At 53.4% G+C, this 22,266-nt stretch carries 15 protein-coding genes and 1 pseudogene; 8 read left to right on the top strand and 8 right to left on the bottom strand.

What is annotated here, in order from left to right; translation table 11 throughout:
* Window positions 1-141: 141 nt before the first annotated feature.
* Window positions 142-1,833: pseudogene (locus tag IXC47_RS17815) on the top strand (hypothetical protein); the annotation flags it as partial.
* A gap of 259 nt (window positions 1,834-2,092) precedes the next feature.
* On the opposite strand, the gene gyrB reads toward IXC47_RS17815, so the two are convergent.
* The 3 genes from gyrB to dnaA form a co-directional block, all read right to left on the bottom strand.
* A complete protein-coding gene (gene gyrB / locus IXC47_RS17820) occupies window positions 2,093-4,591 on the bottom strand; it encodes a DNA topoisomerase (ATP-hydrolyzing) subunit B (protein WP_175624406.1) in 2,499 nt (832 codons plus the stop codon).
* 346 nt (window positions 4,592-4,937) lie between these two features.
* Entirely contained in the window at window positions 4,938-6,044 is a 1,107-nt protein-coding gene (dnaN, locus tag IXC47_RS17825; protein ID WP_011979228.1) for a DNA polymerase III subunit beta, read from the bottom strand.
* Window positions 6,045-6,391: 347 nt separating this feature from the next.
* Entirely contained in the window at window positions 6,392-7,774 is a 1,383-nt protein-coding gene (dnaA, locus tag IXC47_RS17830; protein ID WP_195876564.1) for a chromosomal replication initiator protein DnaA, read from the bottom strand.
* 338 nt (window positions 7,775-8,112) lie between these two features.
* Here dnaA and rpmH point away from each other — a divergent pair, with 338 nt between their 5' ends.
* From rpmH to mnmE, 5 genes are all read left to right on the top strand, one after another.
* Window positions 8,113-8,247 carry a 50S ribosomal protein L34 gene (gene rpmH, locus IXC47_RS17835; protein ID WP_011872825.1) on the top strand — a complete coding sequence of 45 codons (135 nt, stop codon included), beginning with the start codon at window positions 8,113-8,115 and terminating at the stop codon, window positions 8,245-8,247.
* A gap of 9 nt (window positions 8,248-8,256) precedes the next feature.
* Window positions 8,257-8,667 carry a ribonuclease P protein component gene (gene rnpA / locus IXC47_RS17840; RefSeq protein WP_012081531.1) on the top strand — a complete coding sequence of 137 codons (411 nt, stop codon included), beginning with the start codon at window positions 8,257-8,259 and terminating at the stop codon, window positions 8,665-8,667.
* On the top strand, window positions 8,664-8,924 hold the full coding sequence (gene yidD / locus IXC47_RS17845; protein WP_175624408.1) for a membrane protein insertion efficiency factor YidD: 261 nt from the start codon (window positions 8,664-8,666) through the stop codon (window positions 8,922-8,924). The genes rnpA and yidD overlap by 4 nt, the downstream gene beginning before the upstream one ends.
* Window positions 8,925-8,942: 18 nt before the next feature.
* Window positions 8,943-10,640, top strand: a complete 1,698-nt coding sequence (gene yidC, locus IXC47_RS17850; protein WP_195876565.1) for a membrane protein insertase YidC — start codon at window positions 8,943-8,945, stop codon at window positions 10,638-10,640.
* A gap of 104 nt (window positions 10,641-10,744) precedes the next feature.
* On the top strand, window positions 10,745-12,142 hold the full coding sequence (mnmE, locus tag IXC47_RS17855) for a tRNA uridine-5-carboxymethylaminomethyl(34) synthesis GTPase MnmE (protein WP_195876566.1): 1,398 nt from the start codon (window positions 10,745-10,747) through the stop codon (window positions 12,140-12,142).
* A gap of 44 nt (window positions 12,143-12,186) precedes the next feature.
* On the opposite strand, the gene IXC47_RS17860 is transcribed toward mnmE, so the two are convergent.
* Entirely contained in the window at window positions 12,187-12,639 is a 453-nt protein-coding gene (locus IXC47_RS17860; protein ID WP_195876567.1) for a hypothetical protein, read from the bottom strand.
* Between the two features lie 438 nt (window positions 12,640-13,077).
* Between IXC47_RS17860 and IXC47_RS17865 the strand changes: the two genes are divergently transcribed.
* Window positions 13,078-15,306 (top strand): NADP-dependent isocitrate dehydrogenase, encoded by a 2,229-nt coding sequence (locus IXC47_RS17865; protein WP_195876568.1) that lies wholly within the window; start codon window positions 13,078-13,080, stop codon window positions 15,304-15,306.
* Window positions 15,307-15,477: 171 nt separating this feature from the next.
* Window positions 15,478-16,377, top strand: coding sequence for a lipid A hydroxylase LpxO (gene lpxO, locus IXC47_RS17870; RefSeq protein WP_326838427.1), 900 nt, complete (start codon window positions 15,478-15,480; stop codon window positions 16,375-16,377).
* Window positions 16,378-16,506: 129 nt separating this feature from the next.
* Here the strand turns inward: lpxO and IXC47_RS17875 are convergent, their stop codons facing one another.
* From IXC47_RS17875 to IXC47_RS17890, 4 genes are all read right to left on the bottom strand, one after another.
* Window positions 16,507-16,734, bottom strand: coding sequence for a Lar family restriction alleviation protein (locus tag IXC47_RS17875; RefSeq protein ID WP_175624414.1), 228 nt, complete (start codon window positions 16,732-16,734; stop codon window positions 16,507-16,509).
* A gap of 230 nt (window positions 16,735-16,964) precedes the next feature.
* Window positions 16,965-18,803, bottom strand: a complete 1,839-nt coding sequence (locus tag IXC47_RS17880; protein ID WP_195876570.1) for a DUF4153 domain-containing protein — start codon at window positions 18,801-18,803, stop codon at window positions 16,965-16,967.
* Between the two features lie 130 nt (window positions 18,804-18,933).
* Window positions 18,934-19,419, bottom strand: a complete 486-nt coding sequence (locus IXC47_RS17885) for an asparaginase domain-containing protein (protein ID WP_175624416.1) — start codon at window positions 19,417-19,419, stop codon at window positions 18,934-18,936.
* 140 nt (window positions 19,420-19,559) lie between these two features.
* Entirely contained in the window at window positions 19,560-22,133 is a 2,574-nt protein-coding gene (locus IXC47_RS17890; protein WP_175625178.1) for a chemotaxis protein CheW, read from the bottom strand.
* Window positions 22,134-22,266 lie beyond the last annotated feature (133 nt).

Consider the following 22,266-nt stretch of genomic DNA (forward strand, 5'->3'; position numbering starts at 1 on the left):
CCGCTGGCTATGGACCTATAATCACGAACGCCCCAACATGGCCATCGGAGGCATCACCCCAAAACAGAAACTGGCCCTGGCCGCATAGTCTCTACTCTCAAGTCGCTTTAAAAATGGGGGGATTACCCTACCTCGCTCTACGCACCAAATGGAAGCGGAAAGACACCGATAGTTCAAGCTATTGCTTTTTGCTTGGGATTTCACACTAAGTTCAGAACAGATATTCGTGACAATTGCTTAGAAGCAGTGCTGACCTTTGAACATGGTGGCAATATTTTCACAACTCGTCGTGAGATGAGCAATGATTTTCATCTGACAGTTGAAGTTGATGGAAATACCAAGGAATTTTTCAGTGAAGGAGATTTTTCGACAACTCTGTTTCAAACACTTCGGCTGAACGAACCAGTATTGATTGGGACAGATCGTTCTCCAACAAAACCTTATATTTCTACTGTACTGCCAATCTTTTACGCTAAACAAGATGGCGGTTACCTAGACCCCTACAAAGCGTCGGCCAACTTCGTTCAAGACCAACACGTTGAAATGATCCGGTTCGCCTTCGGTCTCGGGCCTAAAAACTCTTACTCAGCGAAGAAAGATCTTCTTAAGGCCCAAGACGAATTGGAAGCAGCACAACGGCGAGTCGTTTATCAACAAAAAATCGTTGCGGACCTATCTGAACGAGTTGACGATTCCCCGACTGCTAGAGCGGAACGTGACGGGCGCTCTTCGTTGATTTCATCTCAGCTTAGTGAATTAAAGGATACCGTAGACACAAAGAGTGCTGCTGATGATGCGCTGCGTGATCTTCTGAACGCAAAGGAGGAGAAGCTACGCATAGCTAAACGTCAGCAATTTGACCTTCGCACCCGTATTGCAGGAATTGATTCTATTCGAGGAGAAATTGACGGGGAAATTAGAACACTTTCACTCAATGAAGAATCGAAACGAGCCTTTGAATTCTTTGGCGGTGATATCTGCAGTCGTTCCGATTGCGGGCTCTTTTTTTCAAGCTCGGAGTCGTACGCGAAAAATCTGATGTATTTGAAAGATCAAATCAAAGATCTAGAATCGAACTCCGCACGTGCGGAGGTCTTGCAAGAAGAACTTGAACGCCGGATCGACGAAGATGAGGCTGAGCGCTTATTGATTTTGTCGAAAATGAATGATCGACCACAACATGCGGCGATTGATCATCTAGTCACTACCGTCCAATCTCTTACGAAAGAACTACTGGAGATTGAACAGAAGCGCATCATAGTGGAATCATTAGCTGAGGAGCGGCGCAAATACATACAGTTCGAGAATGAACGAGCAAGCCTTCAGGATCGAATTTCAAATCTTAAAAATAATTCGAAAGCAGACTTCGAGTTTAGCAAGCTACGCTCAAAAGTACGTGAGTATCTAATTGAATGGTTAGATACACTTGAGACACTAAACATCTCTCGCGATATCGATATTGATACGAGCTTCAAGTTCAAGTTCGGCCCTGAACCATTGGACGTAATCGGCGGTAGCACACGCAATCGTTTAATTCTTGCAATTCATGCTGCAATTTTCCAAGCTTACTTGGAAGCACCAGATCGGCCATTCCGTTTTATGATTCTCGACACACCCAAACAAAACGAGTTAGATGGCCAAGATCTCACTAACTATCTGGAAAAACTTGAAGGTATCTGTGAAAAATTTGGCGGCCAACTCGTACTCTCTTCTACAGAGTATCACCACAAAATCGGCGAGAAAGACAAAGAGTGGCTTCCGCTATACCCTGGAGAAAAGCAACCGATGTATCTGGGGAAACCAGGCACTATGTTGAAACCAGCGGACAGTTAATCATGGGCAGTAGTGCTCTTAACGATTTTTTCTATCGACAAAATTATATGCCCGTACTTTTGTCTTGAATGTAACCATCTACATATCTCCAGACCATTCAAATCCAAATTGAGGGCAACGCAAATTTAATAAGTCTTCTCAACGCTTCTAATTTGCTGATGCAAAGCCTTCAGTTCCTCTGCCAAATAACAAAAGACCCCAAATGGGGCCTTTTGTTATTTACGTGAGAATTTTTCAAATATTTTAAAAATCTTCCAAATCAAATATCAATATTCCCCGCCGAAAGCGCATTCAACTCAATAAACGCCCGACGTGGTTCCACGTCATCACCCATCAAGGTAGTGAAGATCTGATCCGCAGCAATCGCGTCTTCGATCTGCACTTTTAACAAGCGGCGTACAGCTGGGTCCATTGTTGTTTCCCACAGCTGCTCTGGATTCATTTCACCCAGACCTTTGTAGCGTTGTTTGCCGACGTTACGTTCTGCTTCGCTGCGCAGCCAGTTCATCGCCTGGTGGAAGTCGCTGACTGCCGATACTTTGGCTTTGTCGCCAGCACCACGCTGCACGATAGCGCCTGGACCGATGAGGCCTTTGAAGGTTGCTGCTGCAGCGGCCAGTACGGTGTAGTCAGAGCCGTTGACGAAGTCGGTGTCTATGCTGCTGACCTTGACGTTGCCGTGGTACATGCGCTGGATGCGCAGTGTGTGTTTGTCGGACAGTTCATCCGATTTCACGGTGACGGTGACCGATGGTTCGTTAATACCGTCTTGCAGGCGCTGTGCCGATTCTTGTGCTGCGCTGACCGAGCTCAGGTCCAGCGTGACGCCTGTCATGATGGCGGTGAGGGCAGCACCGTCTACTGCGCGGGTGAGGCGGTTGATGATGGCGTTGGCCATGTTGTACTGGCGTACGAGCTCAGCCAGTGCATCACCAGCAATCGGTTGTGCGCCTTCAGCAGGAATGAGTGCTGCGTCGTTCAATGCGATTTGCATCATGTAGACAGCTTCTTCCACGTCATCTTTCAGATAACGTTCGTCCTTGCCGTGCTTGACCTTGTACAGCGGCGGTTGCGCGATGTAGACGTGGCCGCGCTCTACCAGTTGTGGCATCTGACGATACAGCAGGGTGAGCAGCAGGGTGCGGATGTGCGCGCCGTCGACGTCCGCATCGGTCATGATGATGATGCGGTGGTAACGCAGTTTCTCGATGTTGAATTCGTCGGCACCGATACTGGTACCCAGCGTTGCGATCAGGGTGGTGATTTGTTCGCTGGCCAGCATTTTTTCAAAGCGGGCTTTTTCAACGTTGAGGACTTTACCGCGCAGTGGCAGGATGGCCTGGAATTTACGGTCGCGACCTTGTTTGGCCGAGCCGCCCGCGGAGTCACCTTCGACTACGTAGAGTTCGCACAGTGCCGGATCTTTTTCCTGGCAGTCAGCCAGCTTGGCTGAGAGGCCGAGGCCGTCCATCACGCCTTTGCGACGGGTGAGGTCACGCGCTTTACGCGCTGCTTCACGTGCACGTGCTGCTTCCACGATTTTGCCGCAGATGATTTTGGCGTCGTTTGGTTTTTCCTGCAGGTAGTCAGCCAGTGTCTTCGCAACGATTTCTTCGACCGGGCCACGCACTTCGCTCGATACCAGTTTGTCTTTGGTTTGCGAGCTGAATTTAGGCTCAGGTACTTTGACCGACAGTACGCAGGTCAGGCCTTCGCGCATGTCGTCGCCGCTGATTTCCACTTTGGCTTTTTTCGCGAATTCGTGTTCGTCGATGTATTTGTTGATGACGCGTGTCATCGCCGCGCGCAGGCCGGTGAGGTGAGTACCACCGTCGCGTTGCGGAATGTTGTTGGTGAAGCAGAGTACTTGTTCGTTGTAGGCGTCGTTCCATTGCATGGAGACGTCAACCGTGATGTTGGTGTTCTGGTCCGACATACGTTCGCCAGTTGCCTGGAAGATGGTCGGGTGCAGGACGCTCTTGGCTTTGTTGATGTATTCAACGAAGCCACGGGTGCCGCCTTCGAATGCGAAGTCTTCTTCCTTGCCGGTGCGCTGATCGCTAAGCTTGATGTGCACGCCGTTATTGAGGAAGGACAGTTCGCGGATACGCTTGGCCAGGATGTCGTAGTGGAATTCGACGTTGGTGAAGATTTCTTCATCCGCCCAGAAGTGCACTTCGGTACCGCGCTTTTCGGTATCGCCTATGACTTTGATCGGAGAGACGACCATGCCGTCTATGGTTTCGAGTTCACGGTTTTGCGGTACACCGCGCACGAATTCCATTTGATGTTTTTTGCCATCGCGACGGATGGTCAGGCGCAGCAGCTTGGATAAGCCGTTGACGCAAGAGACACCCACACCGTGCAAACCGCCGGAGACTTTGTATGCGTTTTGATCGAATTTGCCGCCTGCGTGCAGTTCGGTCATGACGATTTCTGCCGCGCTGCGTTTAGGCTCGTGCTTGTCATCCCATTTGATGCCGGTCGGAATACCGCGGCCGTTGTCAGTGATGGAGATGGAATTGTCCGAGTGGATGGTGACGTGGATGTCGGTGCAGTGACCGGCCAGCGCTTCATCGATGGAGTTGTCCAGCACTTCGAACACGCAGTGGTGCAGACCGGTACCGTCCGACGTATCACCAATGTACATACCTGGGCGCTTGCGCACCGCTTCCAGCCCTTCGAGGATCTGGATGGAGGACGCACCGTATTGAGCGGATTGCGGCTGTGGGGCGTTGTCGTTAGGGATCGCGGACATGGTTACCTTTAATAACGGTTACTAAGTCATAGACCTGCTGTGGGAGTGTGGACGGAAGGCGGGTTTGAATACCTGGCGGTTACTCAAAGAGGCTGACCTGTCCGGTTTCTCCTGAAGAAGAACTGGCTTGCGCGGCTTACGCGCTGGCTGGCTTGACCTCACACATACTGGCTATGACTTAACTACAAAAAATTGCTGCAAAACTATGTGCTACTACGGCAAAGCCGGACCATCTTTATTCAGTGCAACAAAACAAGGATGGTGCGTGCTTTGCGATCTTTTCTACATGGGGGCAAAGTGCTGTTTTTAAAGCGTTTTATCCCCTTTTTACCTCTGGTTCCGGGCCTTAAATACGCATCGGCATGACGACGTATTTGAAGTCCGGATTGTCCGGCACGGTGATCAGTGCTGACGAGTTAGCGTCGCCGAGGGCGATGTTGATGCTGTCGCCTTTGAGGTTGTTCAATACGTCCAGCAGGTAAGTCACGTTGAAGCCGATATCGACGCTATCGCCGCCGTAATCGATTTCGATTTCTTCGACTGCTTCTTCCTGGTCGGCATTGGTCGAGCTGATTTTCATGCTGCCCGGGCTCATGATGCAACGCACGCCTTTGAACTTGTCCGAGGTCATGATCGCAGCACGTTGCAACGAACGCAGCAGCGCATCTCGGCCGATGGTGAAGTTGTTTTTGTAACCCTTAGGTACGACGCGGGTGTAATCCGGGAACTTGCCTTCTACCAGTTTGGAGATCAGTTCGATATCGCCAAAGGTCAGCTTGACCTGGTTGTTGGCGATTTCCAGATCGACTGGCTGATCGTTTTCTTCCAGCAGGCGTTGCAGTTCGATGATGGTTTTGCGCGGGATGATGACTTCCTGACGCGGGAATTCCTGCTCGGTTGCGACCTGGCAGAACGCCAGACGGTGACCGTCGGTCGCCACGGCGATGACGTTCTTGCCGTCAACGACGAGCAACAGACCATTGAGGTAGTAACGGATGTCTTGCTGCGCCATCGAGAAGTGCACCATGTTGAACAGGTGCTTCAAGGTTTTTTGCGGCAGCGTGACTTTGGCGTTGTATTGCTCAGCCTGGGCCACGGTAGGGAATTCTTCTGCCGCCAGGGTCTGCAATGCGAAACGGGATTTGCCCGATTGCACGGTCATGCGCTTGTTAGCGAGTGTCAGCGAAACGTCGCCGGAGTCCGGCAGCGCGCGCAAGATGTCGAGCAATTTACGTGCAGCAACCGTGGTCGATGCAACGTCGTTGCCGCTGCCGACTTGGGCGTGCGTGGTGATCTGCACTTCGATGTCGGTCGACAGGAAAGAGACTCTCTCGCCATCCTTGCGTATGAGGATATTGGCCAGAATCGGCAATGTGTGCCGACGCTCGACAATACCACTCACAATCTGCAGCGGACGTAACAGCGCGTCTCGTTGGGTTTTGACCAATTGCATAGTTAGATCCTTATCGATAGTTAAACGAATACGGTATTCAGTGAAACCCATGCCTGATGCACTTCATCGGCACTCTATATATAGAGACTGATTTCGCGCACGTCGACCGGCATTCTTTTTGGCCTTCATTCCATTTCCGCCTGGATAAATACAGAGGGAAAGGAACGCGGCATTTTTAACCGGAGGCATACTCTACAACACCCCGTATTTTGACAGAAACACCCGTCTAAAAGCCGGTTTGCCGCGATTTTGTCCTTCTTCTTACTTATGCACCGGATATCCACCACTTATCCCACGGATATCCACAAAGTTATCCACAGGCCGATAGGCAGCAGCGATTTCAGTGCTTAACCCTTCAAGGTTTGCTCAAGCACGTGCAACTCATGGTTGCATTCCGGGCTCTTGCCACGATCCGCGGCGATCTTGCGAACTGCGTGCAAGACCGTCGTATGGTCACGTCCGCCAAACAACTCACCAATTTCGGGCAAGCTTTTTTGCGTTAATTCTTTAGCAAGGTACATCGCTATCTGACGTGGTCGGGCAATATTCGCAGGGCGTTTTTTGGAGTACATATCCGCCACTTTGATATTAAAAAAGTCAGCCACGGTCTTTTGGATGTTCTCTACCGAGATCTGACGATTTTGCACCGATAACAGGTCTTTTAATGCATCCTTGACAACTTCAATCGTGATGTCTTTGCCATGGAAACGGGAGTAAGCAAGAATCTTGCGCAACGCGCCTTCGAGTTCGCGGACGTTGGAACGTAAATGTTTGGCAACAAAAAACGCCACGTCATCGGAGAAGGTCACACCTTCCTGCACCGCTTTTTTGAGCAAAATAGCAACCCGCATTTCCAGTTCCGGTGGTTCGACGGCGACCGTCAAACCCGAATCGAAACGTGAAATCAGGCGATCATCCATACCCGTAATTTCTTTCGGATAGGTGTCGCTGGTGATGATGATTTGCTTCTTGGCCGCGATCAGCGCTTCGAACGCATAGAAGAATTCTTCCTGCGTGCGGCTCTTGCCGCCAAAGAACTGGATGTCGTCGATCAGCAACAGATCGAGTGAGTGGTAGTAGCGCTTGAAGTCGTCAAAACCCTTACGTTGGTAAGCGGTCACTACGTCGCGAACGTACTGTTCTGCGTGAATATAGCGGATTTTGACGTCAGGATTGTCAGCCAGCACCTGGTTGCCGATGGCATGGATCAAGTGGGTTTTACCGAGGCCGACGCCGCCATATAAGAACAGCGGGTTGTATGAACTGCCGGGATTATTGGCGACCTGGATTGCTGCCGCGCGCGCCAATTGGTTGGCTTTGCCGGTGACGAAACTGTCAAATGTCAGTGCTGTATTAATACGGCTTTGATCACGACGCGGGGTCGCTTCACTGGCGTTCGACGGAATCGGTTCGAGCACACTGGCCGGCACATCATCGGATTGCGACGGAGCAATACTGGCGGCTGCGGTCGGCTTGCGGGCCGCAGTCAGGCGCGGATCCAGGACAAACTGTACGTCCACCGGCATTTCCCAGAATTGGGTGGCCAGGGTGGTGATGCGACTCGCGAACTGGGTTTTTACCCAGTCCAGCTTGAAACGATTCGGCGCGGCGATGCGCAAGGTGCCGTCCTCGTAATCAAGCGGAGCGAGTGGCTTAATCCACGCACTATATTGTTGAGGCGTCAATTCCTGCTCCAACTGGGCGGAGCAGGTCTGCCAGAAATTTTCCATGAATCTTCTACGTGAATTTGTTCGGGGGTGTTGCTGCGGCGCCCAGGGATGGTCTATTTATATGCCGGGCGGCGCGCCACATGTAGTCCTATTCTACCCTTGACCGGCAAAGTTATCCACAGGCCAGGCGCTTATTTCAATGTGTACTTTCCTACTAAAAGTATGCTAAGTGATTGACAGGGAAGCGGAAAATGCTGTCTAATTCAGGGTTCACTACCCAGGATGTTGGTAAGTTGTGTTGTCGCCAGTCAGGCATCAGCATGCACCAGCTGCCCAGAAATTTGGCGATGGGCGCGTGATGTTCCGATTTATATTATTTGCTGATTAGCGAGACCAACATGAAACGTACTTACCAACCTTCCGTCGTACGCCGCAAGCGCACCCATGGCTTTCGCGTCCGTATGGCAACCCGCGGTGGCCGCGCTGTGCTCAATGCACGTCGCGCCAAAGGCCGTAAGCGCCTCGCTGCTTAAGCGAATGGCGTGACCGGCGATCGTTCGCTCGACTTTGCACGCGATCGGCGGATCGTTAAAACGGATGAATTTTCATCCGTTTTTCGTTTGCGACCCGTGCAACGTACCGCACACTTCGTGCTGTATACACGTCAGACCGATCTGCCACACGCCCGTCTGGGTGTGGTAGCAGCCAAGCGCTTCGCGCCACGTGCCGTGACTCGTAATACGATCAAGCGCGTGACGCGGGAGCTGTTCCGACAAACGGCATTGCCGTCCATCGATTGCATCGTTCGTCTGTCGCAACCTGTTAATTCGAAAAAAGGGCCAGCCACTACGGCCAGCCTGAAAGCCGCATTACGGGAAGAATTGACGCGACTGTTTGCTTCTCTAAGTCTGCATCAAGGTGTTTCGCAGCGTTTGCCGGAGGCGAACAAATGAAAACGATCTTGCAGTTACTGGTACGTGCTTACCAATTGGGCATCAGCCCGTTTCTCGGACAAAATTGTCGCTTTTATCCAAGCTGCTCCAGCTATGCTATCGAGGCTCTTGAAGAGCACGGTGCACTGAAGGGCAGCTTTTTGGCGGCCAGACGCTTGTGCAAATGCCATCCGTGGCATGCCGGAGGCCTTGATCCGGTACCCAAAAAATCATCGTCCAAAACTTCTACAACCGCTTGCGGTTGCGGCCATTCCTGATTACTGATTAAGACACTTATGGATATCAAACGTACCGTCCTGTGGGTTGTGTTCTCGTTTTCACTGCTAATGCTGTGGGACAACTACAACCGCTATACCGGCAAACCATCGATCTTCTTCGACAATCCGACCACGCAAGCAGCCAAACCTGCTGCCACCGACGACGGTAAAACGGCCTCAGCCCCAACCGCAGACGTTCCGACTTCCAGCAGTGCACAGCAGGCAAATGCCAGCGGCGTACCAACTGACGCTGCCACAGCAGCAACAAAAAGCGAAGTGGTTACCATCACCACTGACCTGATCAAGGTTGACATCGATACCGTCGGCGGCGAAATCCGTCACCTGGAATTGCTGACCCACCACGAAAGCTCGGATTCGACCAAAGACGTGGTCTTGTTTGATTCGACTCCGCCACGTACTTACCTCGGCCAGACCGGCCTGATCGGCGGCGCGTATCCTAACCATAAATCAGTCTTCACCGTACGTCCGGGTCCACGCACACTGGAAAGCGGTGATCAGGTTCAACTGGTACTGGAAGCCGAACAAAGCGGCGTGAAACTGGTCAAGACCTACACTTTCAAGCGCGGCGAATACAAGATCGACATCAAGCATGACGTCGTCAACAAAACCGCTGCGCCTATTAACCCATCGCTCTACCTGCAACTGGTACGCGACGGTTCCAAGCTGAACAATGAATCGATGTTCTACAGCACCTTCACTGGTCCTGCGGTCTACTCGAATACCGACAAGTTCCAGAAAGTCAGCTTCGAATCGATCGAAAAAGGCAAGATTGAGCACGTCCTGAAAGCCGACAGCGGCTGGATCGCGATGGTGCAGCATTACTTCGTTTCGGCGTTCGTACCACCGGCCGATGCGCCACGTGAATACTTCACCAAGAAACTGGCAACCAATCTGTACGCAGTCGGCGCGATCATGCCTATGGGCGCTGTCGCTCCTGGCGCAACCGGATCGATGGACGCTACGCTGTACTCCGGCCCACAAGAATCGAAACGTCTGGAAGCCGTGGCTCCTGGCTTTGAACTGGTCAAGGACTATGGCTGGCTGACCGTCATCGCACGTCCGATTTTCTGGCTGATGATCCAGATCCACCAATTGCTCGGCAACTGGGGCTGGACCATTATCGTGTTGACCATCGTCATCAAACTGGCGTTCTTCCCATTGTCAGCAGCCAGCTATCGCAGTATGGCGAAGATGAAACTGGTCACGCCAAAAATGACCGAAATCCGTACCAAGTACAAAAATGAGCCGCAAAAAATGAATGCGGCCATGATGGAGCTGTACAAGAAAGAGAAGATCAATCCGCTGGGTGGCTGTATGCCTATCCTGATCCAGATCCCGGTCTTCATTTCGCTGTACTGGGTACTGCTGGCCAGCGTCGAAATGCGCAATGCACCATGGCTGTGGATTACCGATCTGGCGTCGCCTGACGTACTGTTCGGCTCCTACATGATCGGTTCGTTCCACCTGACCATTGGTATCCTGCCTATCCTGATGGCGGTTTCGATGTTCATCCAGACCAAGCTGAACCCGACACCACCGGATCCTATCCAGGCTAAAGTGATGATGTTCATGCCGATCGCATTCTCGCTGATGTTCTTCTTCTTCCCGGCCGGTCTGGTGCTGTACTGGGTAGTCAACAACATCCTGTCGATTGCGCAGCAATGGACCATCGGCAAAAAGATGGGTACCAACTAAAACTGCATGCCGGTAATCGCTGATTACCGTATATAAAAAAAGCCCGTGTTGTTTGCGGGCTTTTTTGTTGCCTAAAATATCTGAACTCACTATAGAATTGCTGCATGAACTTTGACTCTTCCCCCATCGCAGCAATCGCCACCGCACCAGGCCGTGGCGGCATCGGCGTCGTACGCGTCTCCGGTAAAAATATCTCTTCCATCGTCGAGGCAGTGTGCGCCACCAAAGGTGCCGAACTCCAGCCACGGCATGCCACTTTCACCAACTTCGTCAACGCTGATGGCAGCGTGATCGACCAGGGTCTGGCGCTGTACTTCAAGGCACCACATTCCTATACCGGCGAAGACGTGCTGGAACTGCAGGGCCACGGCGGCCCGGTGGTTTTGCAAATGTTGCTGACTCGCTGCCTGGAAGCAGGTGCGGACATCGGTTTGCGCATGGCGCAACCAGGTGAATTCACACACCGCGCCTTCCTCAACGACAAACTGGACCTGGCGCAAGCCGAAGGCGTCATCGACCTGATCGAGGCATCGACCGAAGCTGCAGCCAAATCCGCCTCGCAATCACTGTCCGGCGCATTCTCCAAAACCATCCAGGAACTGGTCGACAAGATTACCAACCTGCGCATGCTGGTCGAAGCCACGCTGGATTTCCCGGAAGAAGAAATCGACTTCCTGGAAAAATCCGACGCGCGCGGTCAACTCACTGGCATACGTGAAGCACTGCAAGCGGTTTTTGCGCAGGCTTCGCAGGGTGCCTTGTTGCGCGACGGTCTCAACATCGTGCTGGCCGGACAACCGAACGTCGGCAAATCTTCGTTGCTCAATGCGCTAGCCGGCAGCGATGTCGCCATCGTCACCGCCATCGCTGGCACCACCCGCGACAAAGTCATCGAAACCATCCAGATCGAAGGCATACCGGTCAATGTGATCGATACCGCCGGTATCCGTGACGCCAGCGATGCAACAGATGAAGTAGAGCGCATTGGTATCGAACGCACCTGGGCCGCAGTAAAAACAGCCGACGTCATCATCCACATGCTGGACGCCAGCCGCGGCCCGACCCGTGCGGATGAACAAATCGTCGAACGCTTCCCGGAAAACATCCCGGTCATGCGCATCTGGAACAAGATCGACTTGTCGGGTCACCGCCCTGCGATCGACCGCATGCCGGATTCGACCCACATCTATGTCTCGGCAACTGATTTGCAGGGTATGGATTTATTGCGTGGTGAATTGTTGCGCCTGATCGGCTGGCAGCAAACCGGTGAATCGCTATACCTCGCACGCGAACGTCACTTGATCGCGTTGAAAGCAGCGCATGATCATCTGGAAATAGCAGCACAGCATGCGGCGCACGATAGCGAAGCAACTGATCCGGCACTCGATCTATTCGCTGAAGAATTGCGTCTGGCGCAGGAACGTCTGTCCAGCATTACCGGTGAATTCACTTCGGATGATTTGCTTGGTGTGATTTTCAGTCGCTTCTGTATCGGCAAGTAACTATCTCGGCCAGGGTTCCGTCTGCTTGCGGAACCCCAGTCGCATCACTCCTGCAGCGGATAAATATCCTTACCCCACATTTCTGCAGGTCCATCTACCGGAAACAATACTACGCCGGTCTTGCTAGGCATCAAGATGGGTGAGTGTTGCTGGCCCGCTTGTCGTACATAGCGCGCGCCTATAAAAGTCTTCACCAACACACCACTGCGATACTCTATCGCGCATGAATTGCTATCCGTATCCAGACCAAACCTGCGCGCTATTTCATCTGGCGACAACCGTTTTGCCGAAGACTCGACGATGTTCCAGCGCTCTGACTTGGCCTCGCGTTGCATCAGTACAAATCTGTTCTTTTGCCGCTTCACGCGATATTGGGTTTCGGCACCTCGCCACGGCTCATACATGCCAATCAGTTCGCTGCACGCCCATGCCGACGGCACGACCAGCATGAGTGCCAACAGCAGCGCTACCGGCTTTACCCAATGTATCCCGTTCATATGGTTATTCCCCGCCTGTGACGATGCCTATCAGCTAGCCAGTATTCATCTCCGTCTGAGTCGCGGAGAATAGGACGCTTCCCGAAAGGTCAGGCGGGGCTTTGCGAACACTGGTTCTACCCGCGCAAACCCATATAACTCTTGTGGATTTGTCACAATAAGCAGTCTGGTATGCGCTTGCGACCACAGTTGGGTACAATTTGGGGTTCCAGTCACACTGAAACCGAATTGGCGACCACAGATCTGCCATCAAGAGACCCGTGTGATACTCAGCCGTCCCTGCAGCGGCAAGTAGTAACAATATGCTCGTGTAACCGTCGTGGATGGCGACCCGGGCATACAGCAGATGTTCCACACTAACGTGTCATCGCATCGATCACGGCAAGAGCCGCTCCTTGCTTTGATATTTCTTTACCTCCGCACTATAGGAAATGACCCATGTCAGCACGCTCAAAGATTATCTACACCCTCACTGACGAAGCACCTGCGCTGGCAACGTACTCATTACTTCCTATCGTCGAAACCTTTACCCGTTCTTCCGGTATCGCCGTGGAAACCCGCGACATCTCGCTGGCTGGCCGTATCCTCGCCGCCTTCCCCGACTACCTGGACGACAAACAAAAAATCGCACCGGCACTGGCCGAACTCGGCGAACTGGCGACCAAGCAGGAAGCCAATATCATCAAGCTGCCCAACATCAGCGCCTCGATCCCGCAACTGAAAGCCGCCATCAAGGAACTGCAATATCAGGGCTACAAGCTGCCGTCCTATCCGGATGAAGCGAAGACCCCGGAAGAAAAAGATGCCAAAGCACGCTACGACAAGATCAAAGGCAGTGCGGTCAATCCGGTACTGCGCGAAGGCAACTCTGATCGCCGCGCACCTTTGTCGGTAAAAAATTACGCACGCAAACATCCACACAAAATGGGTGCCTGGTCCAAGGATTCAAAAGCGCATGTAGCCCACATGAGCAACGGCGACTTCTACGGCAGCGAAAAATCCGCACTGATCGCGCAAGCAGGCAATGTGAAGATCGAATTGTTTGCAGCGGATGGCAGCAAAACCGTACTGAAAGAAAAGACCGTCGTTAAAGCAGGCGAGATCATTGATGCAGCGGTCATGAGCCGCAATGCCTTGCGCAGCTTCATCGAAGCGCAGGTCGTCGATGCCAAGGCACAAGGCGTACTGTTTTCCATCCATTTGAAAGCAACGATGATGAAGGTGTCCGACCCTATCATCTTCGGCCACGCGGTTTCGGTGTTCTACAAGGATGCGCTGAGCAAGCACGCGGAAGTATTGAAACAAGTCGGCTTCGATCCTAACAACGGCATCGGCGATCTGTACACCCGCATCAAAGCCCTGCCAGCTGATACCCAGACTGCCATCATCGCCGACGTCGAAGCTGCTTACACCCTGCGCGCTCCACTGGCGATGGTGAATTCGGACAAAGGCATTACCAATCTGCACGTACCTAGCGACGTCATCGTCGACGCTTCCATGCCTGCGATGATCCGCGATTCCGGCAAGATGTGGAATGCTGTTGGCGACTTGCAGGATGCGAAAGCGGTGATTCCTGATCGCTGCTACGCCGGTATCTATCAAGTCGTGATCGACGACTGCAAACAAAATGGCCCGTTCGATCCGGTCACCATGGGCAGCGTGCCTAACGTCGGCCTGATGGCACAAGCTGCTGAAGAATACGGTTCACACGATAAGACCTTCCAGCTCGCAGCGGATGGCGTCGTGCGTGTGACAGATGAAAACGGCCAGGTCTTGCTGGAGCAAAAAGTCGAAGCAGGTGACTTGTTCCGTATGTGCCAGACCAAGGATGCGTCTATCCAGGACTGGGTCAAGCTGGCCGTCAACCGTGCCCGCGCTACCGGTACTCCAGCTGTGTTCTGGCTGGATGCACAACGTGCACACGATGCGCAAATCATCGCCAAAGTGAATCACTACCTGAAAGACCACGACACCAAAGGCCTGGACCTACGCATCCTGTCGCCAGTCGAAGCGATCAAGTTCTCGGTCGAACGCATACGCGCGGGCAAGGACACTATTTCGGTGACCGGTAACGTCTTGCGCGATTACCTGACCGACTTGTTCCCTATCATGGAGCTGGGTACCAGCGCCAAGATGTTGTCCATCGTACCTTTGATGGCAGGTGGCGGTTTGTTCGAAACCGGTGCCGGTGGTTCGGCGCCGAAACACGTGCAGCAATTCGTTGAAGAAGACTTCCTGCGCTGGGATTCGCTCGGCGAATTCATGGCGCTCGCAGCCTCGCTGGAACACCTCGGCAATGCTTACGGCAACGCCAAGGCGCTGGTACTGGCAAAAACGCTGGATCAGGCAACCGGCAAATTCCTCGATACCGACAAATCGCCAGCACGTAAGGTCGGCGGCCTCGATAACCGCGGCAGCCATTTCTACCTGGCACTGTACTGGGCGCAAGCATTGGCCGAACAAACCGAAGATCCAGCCTTGCAAGTGCAGTTCAAAGGTCTGGCGCAAGCACTGCAAGATAACGAAGCCACCATCGTGGCCGAGTTGAAGGCAGCTCAAGGCAAGCCGGTCGATATCGGTGGCTATTACCATCCTGACACCAGCAAAGCCAGCAAGGCCATGCGCCCTAGCACCACGCTGAACCAGGTATTGCAAGCCGTCGCTTAAATCCCCACATCAGCAGCCACACTGCGGATCGCCCCGGCCTGATGGTCGGCGCGGTCCGTTTTTTCTGGGCAAGATTGTTAAGATAATGTTCAGATTGCAACACTCTCTGCACAGCCTGCTGCAGTTGGGTACAATTTGCCTTTCGCCCTGTCTGTACTATTTCTACCAATGATTAAATGGACTCTAATCACGCTGTTCCTGGCCAGCGTTTGCTATACGCACTATCGCGGCAAGGTACGGCATAAATGGCTGCGCCAGTCGACCGACCATTCGACTTTCATGGCGCCTATCAACGCGTTCATGACGCTGTTCTCCAGCCTGCCGGACAAGCCTTACCATGATGTAAACAGCTATCCGGAACTGAAGAAGCTGGCTGACCAGTGGGAAGTCATCCGCGATGAAGCGGTCGCGCTGCAAAGCGAAGGCGGCATCAAGGCTTCGGCCAAGATGGATGACGCCGGCTTCAATTCCTTCTTCCGTCGCGGCTGGACCCGCTTCTACCTGAAATGGTACGGTGACAGCCACCCGTCGGCGATCGCACGTTGCCCGCGCACGGTCGAAATCCTGGATTCGATCCCTTGCATCAAGGCGGCCATGTTTGCGCAATTGCCACCGGGCGCTGACCTCGGCAAGCACCGCGATCCGTATTCCGGCTCGCTGCGCTACCACCTCGGTCTGGTTACACCTAACGATGATCGCTGCTTCATCAATGTGGATGGCGTCGATTACAGCTGGCGCGACGGCGAAGCAGTGATCTTTGATGAAACCTATATCCACTGGGCAGCCAACAATAGCGACAAGAACCGCATCATTCTGTTCTGCGATCTGGAACGCAAGATGAAATGGGGTTGGGCGCAAGCAGTGAACCACTGGTTCAGCAACACCGTGATGTCGGCCACGGCAGCGCCTAACGATATGGAAGATCGCACCGGCGGCGTGAACCGCGCGTTCAAGAATATCTATGCGATCCGTGCCAACGGCAAGAAACTGAAGGCTTACAACAAGCCGCTTTACTATTTGGTGAAGTGGTCCATCCTGCTCGGCATCGTGGCTGCGATCATCCTGATCTGATGCTAACGGACTGAAACAAGAAAGCTCGCTACGGCGGGCTTTTTTATTGTCTATCGCATGCGAAAAACGGGCGCACAAATAAAAATGGCCTGGTTGCCCAAGCCATTAATCGTGGTTACAGATGACTATCTAATGGTGTACGGCGGGAATATCCAGCCGCTTGTTCCAGGCAGTTACTGCGTTTTCGCTATTCTTGGCTTCAGTGTTGCCGCTGAAATGCGCAGTGTTGTGGTTGAGGGTGCAACTTTCACTCGTGCAATGCACGTAGCTGTAAGGCAATTCGGATTCAAGGTAATGGGCTTCTTTCAGTTCTGCCTTGCTGCCGCAGAACGGACAGGATTTCAGTGCTTTATCCATTTTTTTCCTCCAAGTGATTGCGTTATATCTCTCAGTTTGGTCCCATCGTTTGATAACTTGGATACTCAAGAGTTCAGCCGAATTCCCCTTAATAAAAATGAGTTGTTGTTGACGCCTGATGAAGGGCTGCAGTGACGCAGCCACTCGATTTAAATTCTAGTACAAATTTAAAAGTAAAGTTTGAAGTAAAACTGATAACCCTATTACTTGTATCTATATTGCCGCAGGACTCAGTTTGTTCCGCTCAGCGCGTTGCATTTCAACTGGTCGCTCGGCCACGGCTGTACGTGCAGGCGTTGACCCGCCACCTCCAGATCTTGGAACAGCGGCGTAGTACTGCGGAAGCGACCAGCGGCCAGCGCTTCTGCCACTTCCTTGCAGCCAGCGTTACCCGTCATCGTCCCGGCTGGTTTCCACGATCCATCGGTTTGCTGCGCAAACACGACTAACTGGCCGTAATCCTGCACATTTTTCAACAGGATCTCGGTTTTGCCGTCGCCGTTCAAATCCAGTATGTAGCCATTGCATTTGCTGTCCTGCAACTTGAGACAGTCAGGCAGCAGATAACTACGCCCGCCATCGCCCCAGTCCTGTTTCAGGAACGCTTCCGGCAAAGTCTGACCTTCCGGCCAGACCGTAATGTTGGCGCCACGCGACTGGCTGTTCGCATCCGGATTCTGGCGGCTCCAGCGATTTTTCTTTTCCAGCGCGGCAGTCGCACGTTTGCTGATCACCGCCGCGTCCGGACCTTCAGCTTTCTCCTTGAACGCTTTCAAGGCTCTGTCACCGTAGCGCGCCCCTTCAAAGCGGAGATATTCAAAATCAAACTTATCCGCGCTGACCTGGCCGGACTGCAAGCGTGCCAATTGATTAGCGACGGAGATCCGCGCCGGATCTGCCACCGGAGTAAACAGTGCCAGCAGTGTCGCCAGGATCAGGAAGGAGGCCAGGACATTGACCGCCGCTATGCGCGCCAGCCAGACTCCGCGTTCCAGTGCCGCCCACAGATAACCGCTGGCGTAGCAAGTGGCCACCAACAGACAGGCGGCGGCAATCACACGATCATGGCTCCAGCCATATTGCTGCACACGCAAAGTCAGCGAATAGATGGCGATCAGCGTCATCGGCAACAACAGTACACAGGCCAGCCGGGCGCTGATACGTAGTACGCGCGCGACTTCCTTACCGACTTCGCCGCCCTGGAATGCCGCATTGATCAATATCACCAGGGTCGCGCTGGCACCGAGCAAGACCGATGTCGCATGCCGCGTGGCCCATAGCGGTTCCAGTCCGGTGAACGGCAAGGTCAGCAAAAAGCCGCCCACGATCAGGGCCGTAATCGGCAACAGCCAGGACATCAGTACCAGCAACAGGCTGCGTATGCCTCGCACGATGCCGGGTCGCACATCGGTAATGTGCAAAGCAGTGGAGAAGGCAAAGGTGATCACCGGGATGACAAACCAGGATTGCTCCATCAACTTTCGCAAGAAGTTGACCTTGACCAGCATAAACAGCGTGGCGCCCAGCCACAGGATCAGCCACAGCACGGCGACAAAGAGTATGGAGAACTTGATCTGGATGATCAGCTTCCACGCCGTTTCAAAGTAAGTCGGGTAACGCGCGATGCGTTTGTCATCGGCCGCAGCGGCGAGTACCAAGGCATGCGCTATATAAAAACCGCCGGTAACGAATAACAGCACCAGCGTGGAAGGCGTGCGTCGGACGCCGTTCACGCCGAACAAATCATTGCTGTCGACATAGCCTATGCGCCAGATATCGTAGACACCCATCACCACACATATCACGGCGGCGACTATCATCCAGATCCACATCCGACGCGCGTTCAGATGTCCGAGCGCAGAGATGAAGAGGATAGGCACGAAGACAAAAATCATCGTCAACGGCGAAAACAGATAGCCGTTGGTGGCAGGCCAGGCTTTCTCCTTCAGGCTGAGATAGAGCGCATACAGGATCACACCCTGCAGCAAACCCGTCAACAGGCGCAGGCGAGCTACGCGACTGGTAACGATGGCTTTGGGTATCGATAGTTCTTCATCTGCCGTATGCATGCTTGCTCTCACTGTTGTTATTCATGACGGGACGCCCGGGATGTGGGCACCACTCTACACAGGAATTGCCAGCCTGACCACGCATGAGCCTGGGGCTCAGATAAAACTGAAGAGAAGGGGGGAACTTGGCTCAGGCTTTTTCAAACACACCGGCACTGCGGTTCTTGCGCACATTATTCCAGGTGAAGATTTGCGCATTCATCGCGATGTAGACGCCATGCGGCAGTGCCTGGGCGATGCCGCAGGCAAAACCAAAGTTGAACAGCGCATCTGAATTCTTGATTTCATACGGAATCATTGCGCCGGTCAGGACGATGGTCTTCGGCAGTTGTGCCGCGCCGAGTACTTCCGCGGTTTCGCGCATGGTGTCGGTACCGTGCACCACGACTATGCTGGTTTCATCTGCGCGCAGGCAGCAGGCCGCAATGCGCTGGCGATCCGCATCATGCATATCGAGGGAATCAAGGAAGGGGAGTTGTTCCAGCTGCAGCGGTACGGTGATGCGTGCGCGCTTGATGACCTGCGGCAGGTGACCATGACTGAAATTTAACTGGCCAGTAATTTCATCGTAATGCTTATCGAAAGTACCGCCGGTAGCAATGATGCGCAGTGTCATTTAAGGTCACACAACTGAGATAGTCCAAAAGCGGATATCACATCATAAGCGAGCCGGATGATTGTGAAAAGAGGCGCGCATTTATTAGCCGATAAATTTACAAATGGTTGGGCCGATATCCAGGCCCAACCATCATGTGCTTATGCAGCAATTTTCATGGTCTCGCTTACAGCTGTATGCGGAATCGGGATTTCCTCATCATTCAGCAGTGCAAACAAGTGATCGACGTTGATAGCCTGGATCAGCAAACGGCCAGCGTTCGCCTGGATCACTTCGGTCACCAGCATGCCGTCGGTCGGGCTGGCCAATGGCGTCGGCGTGATTTGTGATTCCTGGAATTCGGGCACGCCGTGCAGTTCACTGACCAGCAAGCCTATGCTTTGCGAACCACGCTTGACGATAATGACCTGACTGCTGCTATCGATCTCGGAGCGGTAACCGCGCATCAGATGGCCAAGGTCAAAGACCCAGACGAAACGCTTGGCTTCCTGGTCATGTTGCAGTGCAAGTATGCCTATGCGTTCTGCACGACCACCCATGGAGACCGGTGACACTGCAGATGCTGGCAAGGCTTCTTCGGCGTGTTCTGCTGCAATCGCAAACAAGGAGCCATCAATGAAGAAGGTGGCGAACTCACGACCCGGTACCGCATTGATATCGACTTCCAGCGTGGTGTCGACATTGTTGCCGTTGTTGATTTTTTGCCGTTCCTCACCGAAGGATTTATAAACTACGGCCAGCACATCTTCGCGATAACCGTCCGTCGTTTTGAATTCGCGATAGCCGTGCGATACAGTGCAGCCAAGAATCGCATAGTGACCGTCATGGATAACAATGCGCGATGTGCTGCTGCCGTTTTCCATCGTCAACAGTTCCGGTGCGATATCCAGCACGTCACCGACCGGACGTGTGGGATCAGTGCTGGAGATAATGCGGCCGCTACGGTTGATGAAGAGGGCGCTGACATCTTCCTTGTCACCCAGCGCACCTTGCAGCATCGCAGCAAACTCCGGCTCGGAATCAAACACGATCCCGATGCCACCTACCATTTGCGCCGTGTGCTCCGGATGACGGATCGCGGCGTGGTACACATAGGTCGGCCGCTCACCGTACAAGGCCGTGCTTGCAAACGGCGTCACGTAGTATTGCTGATCGTTGCGTAGCATGGTCACATGTTCCAGCGTCGAGCTGTCTATGCTGGTACCGACCACATCCAGTCCGTCCGCTTTGAAATCTGTACTGGCGATGATCACACCTTCGCTGTCGTAGATAAAGATGCGCGTATAAACGGTGTAGAGCGAATTGATGTAATCGAGGATTTCGGTCAGGCGCGCCACACTCTCTGCCGATTTATGCGGCTCTGCTAGCGCTACTTGCAGCTCCGGCGTCAGCGCCCACCAGCGGCAGTCATCCGAGCGCTCATACAGATTGCGATCCAGCAGATCCACCATCAGGTGTGACACAAACTCCGAATCGCTCAGGCTGGACGACAGCACCGTTTCATACAAATCACGTATCGATTGCGAGAACAGTTCATTGCTGCGCGCACCGGTTTCGCTGATTTGCTCCAGTATGGTTTTCAGTTTCAGCAGTTCACCGTTTTGTCCGGCCGTCATGACCTGGCCATTCCACACCACGCGTCGTATCGTCTCGGCTGCACTCATGATTTCAAACAAAGGCGGGCAGAACGATTGCGCGTGCGACAGCAAACCATCAGCGACGTCGACATCCAGCGATTTCAAAGCCGTGGTTGCCAATCCGGTAAAGCCGAGCTCGACCGGAATCATGACTTGCCCTTGCCAGCCCGGTGGCCCCATATAACCTTGGTAACCGTCAGCCGAGAAGGTACGCGCCAGGTATTCGCGGCCGCCATAAACCACCAGACGCGGATCGGCATCGCGATTGACCGGTACCGTCGCACCTACCGGTATCCACAATGGATCGGCACTGGCGATAACGCGATTGCTGCCATCCAGCAGCAACATATTCGAACGTTGCGCCGGATCGCGATGCGAACGGAAAATACCCGCCATTTCTTCTTCGAAGTGAAAGCACAGGCACAGGATGCCGACCACCTCACCGGTTTCCGGATGATGCATGCGACGCGAGTAAACCAGAGCTTCGTGTTTGCCGGGACGCAAATCGGTGGCGCGAAAGGTTTCAACATAGTTATCGGATGCCAGTGTTTCCCTCAGCAGCGGATCGGTGGTGCCTTCCAGCGGTGTCGCTTCATCGATTTGCACCAGCACATTCCCCGCCACATCGATCAACATGATTTCATCGTAGACGGTGTACTTGCTGCGATAGGCGCGCAGGCGCGCACGTATCATGTCGCGGTCTTCGTGCAGGCCCGCGACGAAGCTGCACAGTTCGCGGTCAGTCGCGAGAAAGCCGACGTCAGCGGTGCGCTCATACAGATTGCGCACCACGATATCGATGACGTATTGCGCCTTGGTGCCTATCTCTTCCAGCACATTGGCAACTTTCTCGCGCACCAGGCTGCTGACCAGCTCTTGCTCCAGGCGATTGAAACCGGCGCGCGTCGCGGCCATGGTCGGCAGGATGGCCTTGGCTTCGACCGGACAATTCATCTTGGCCGACGCTTCTATCATGCGCCACATCAGGTTCAGTTCCCGCAAGGACTGTTCACATCGGCTGACATCCCGCATATACGGCAAGAAGGTATCGATTTGTAGCGCGGCTTGCGGGTTCATCATGGGCTCCTGGGCTGTAATTATTCTGACGCTGACCCGCATTCATCACTGCGGGACCCGGCACAGGGATTTCCTGTGCCTTTAGATGCTTCAAAGCAATTTACAGACCACCCAAACCCGCTGACTCAGGCCG

It is taken from the genome of Herminiimonas contaminans (genome assembly GCF_015645465.1).
Taxonomy (GTDB): domain Bacteria; phylum Pseudomonadota; class Gammaproteobacteria; order Burkholderiales; family Burkholderiaceae_D; genus Oxalicibacterium; species Oxalicibacterium contaminans.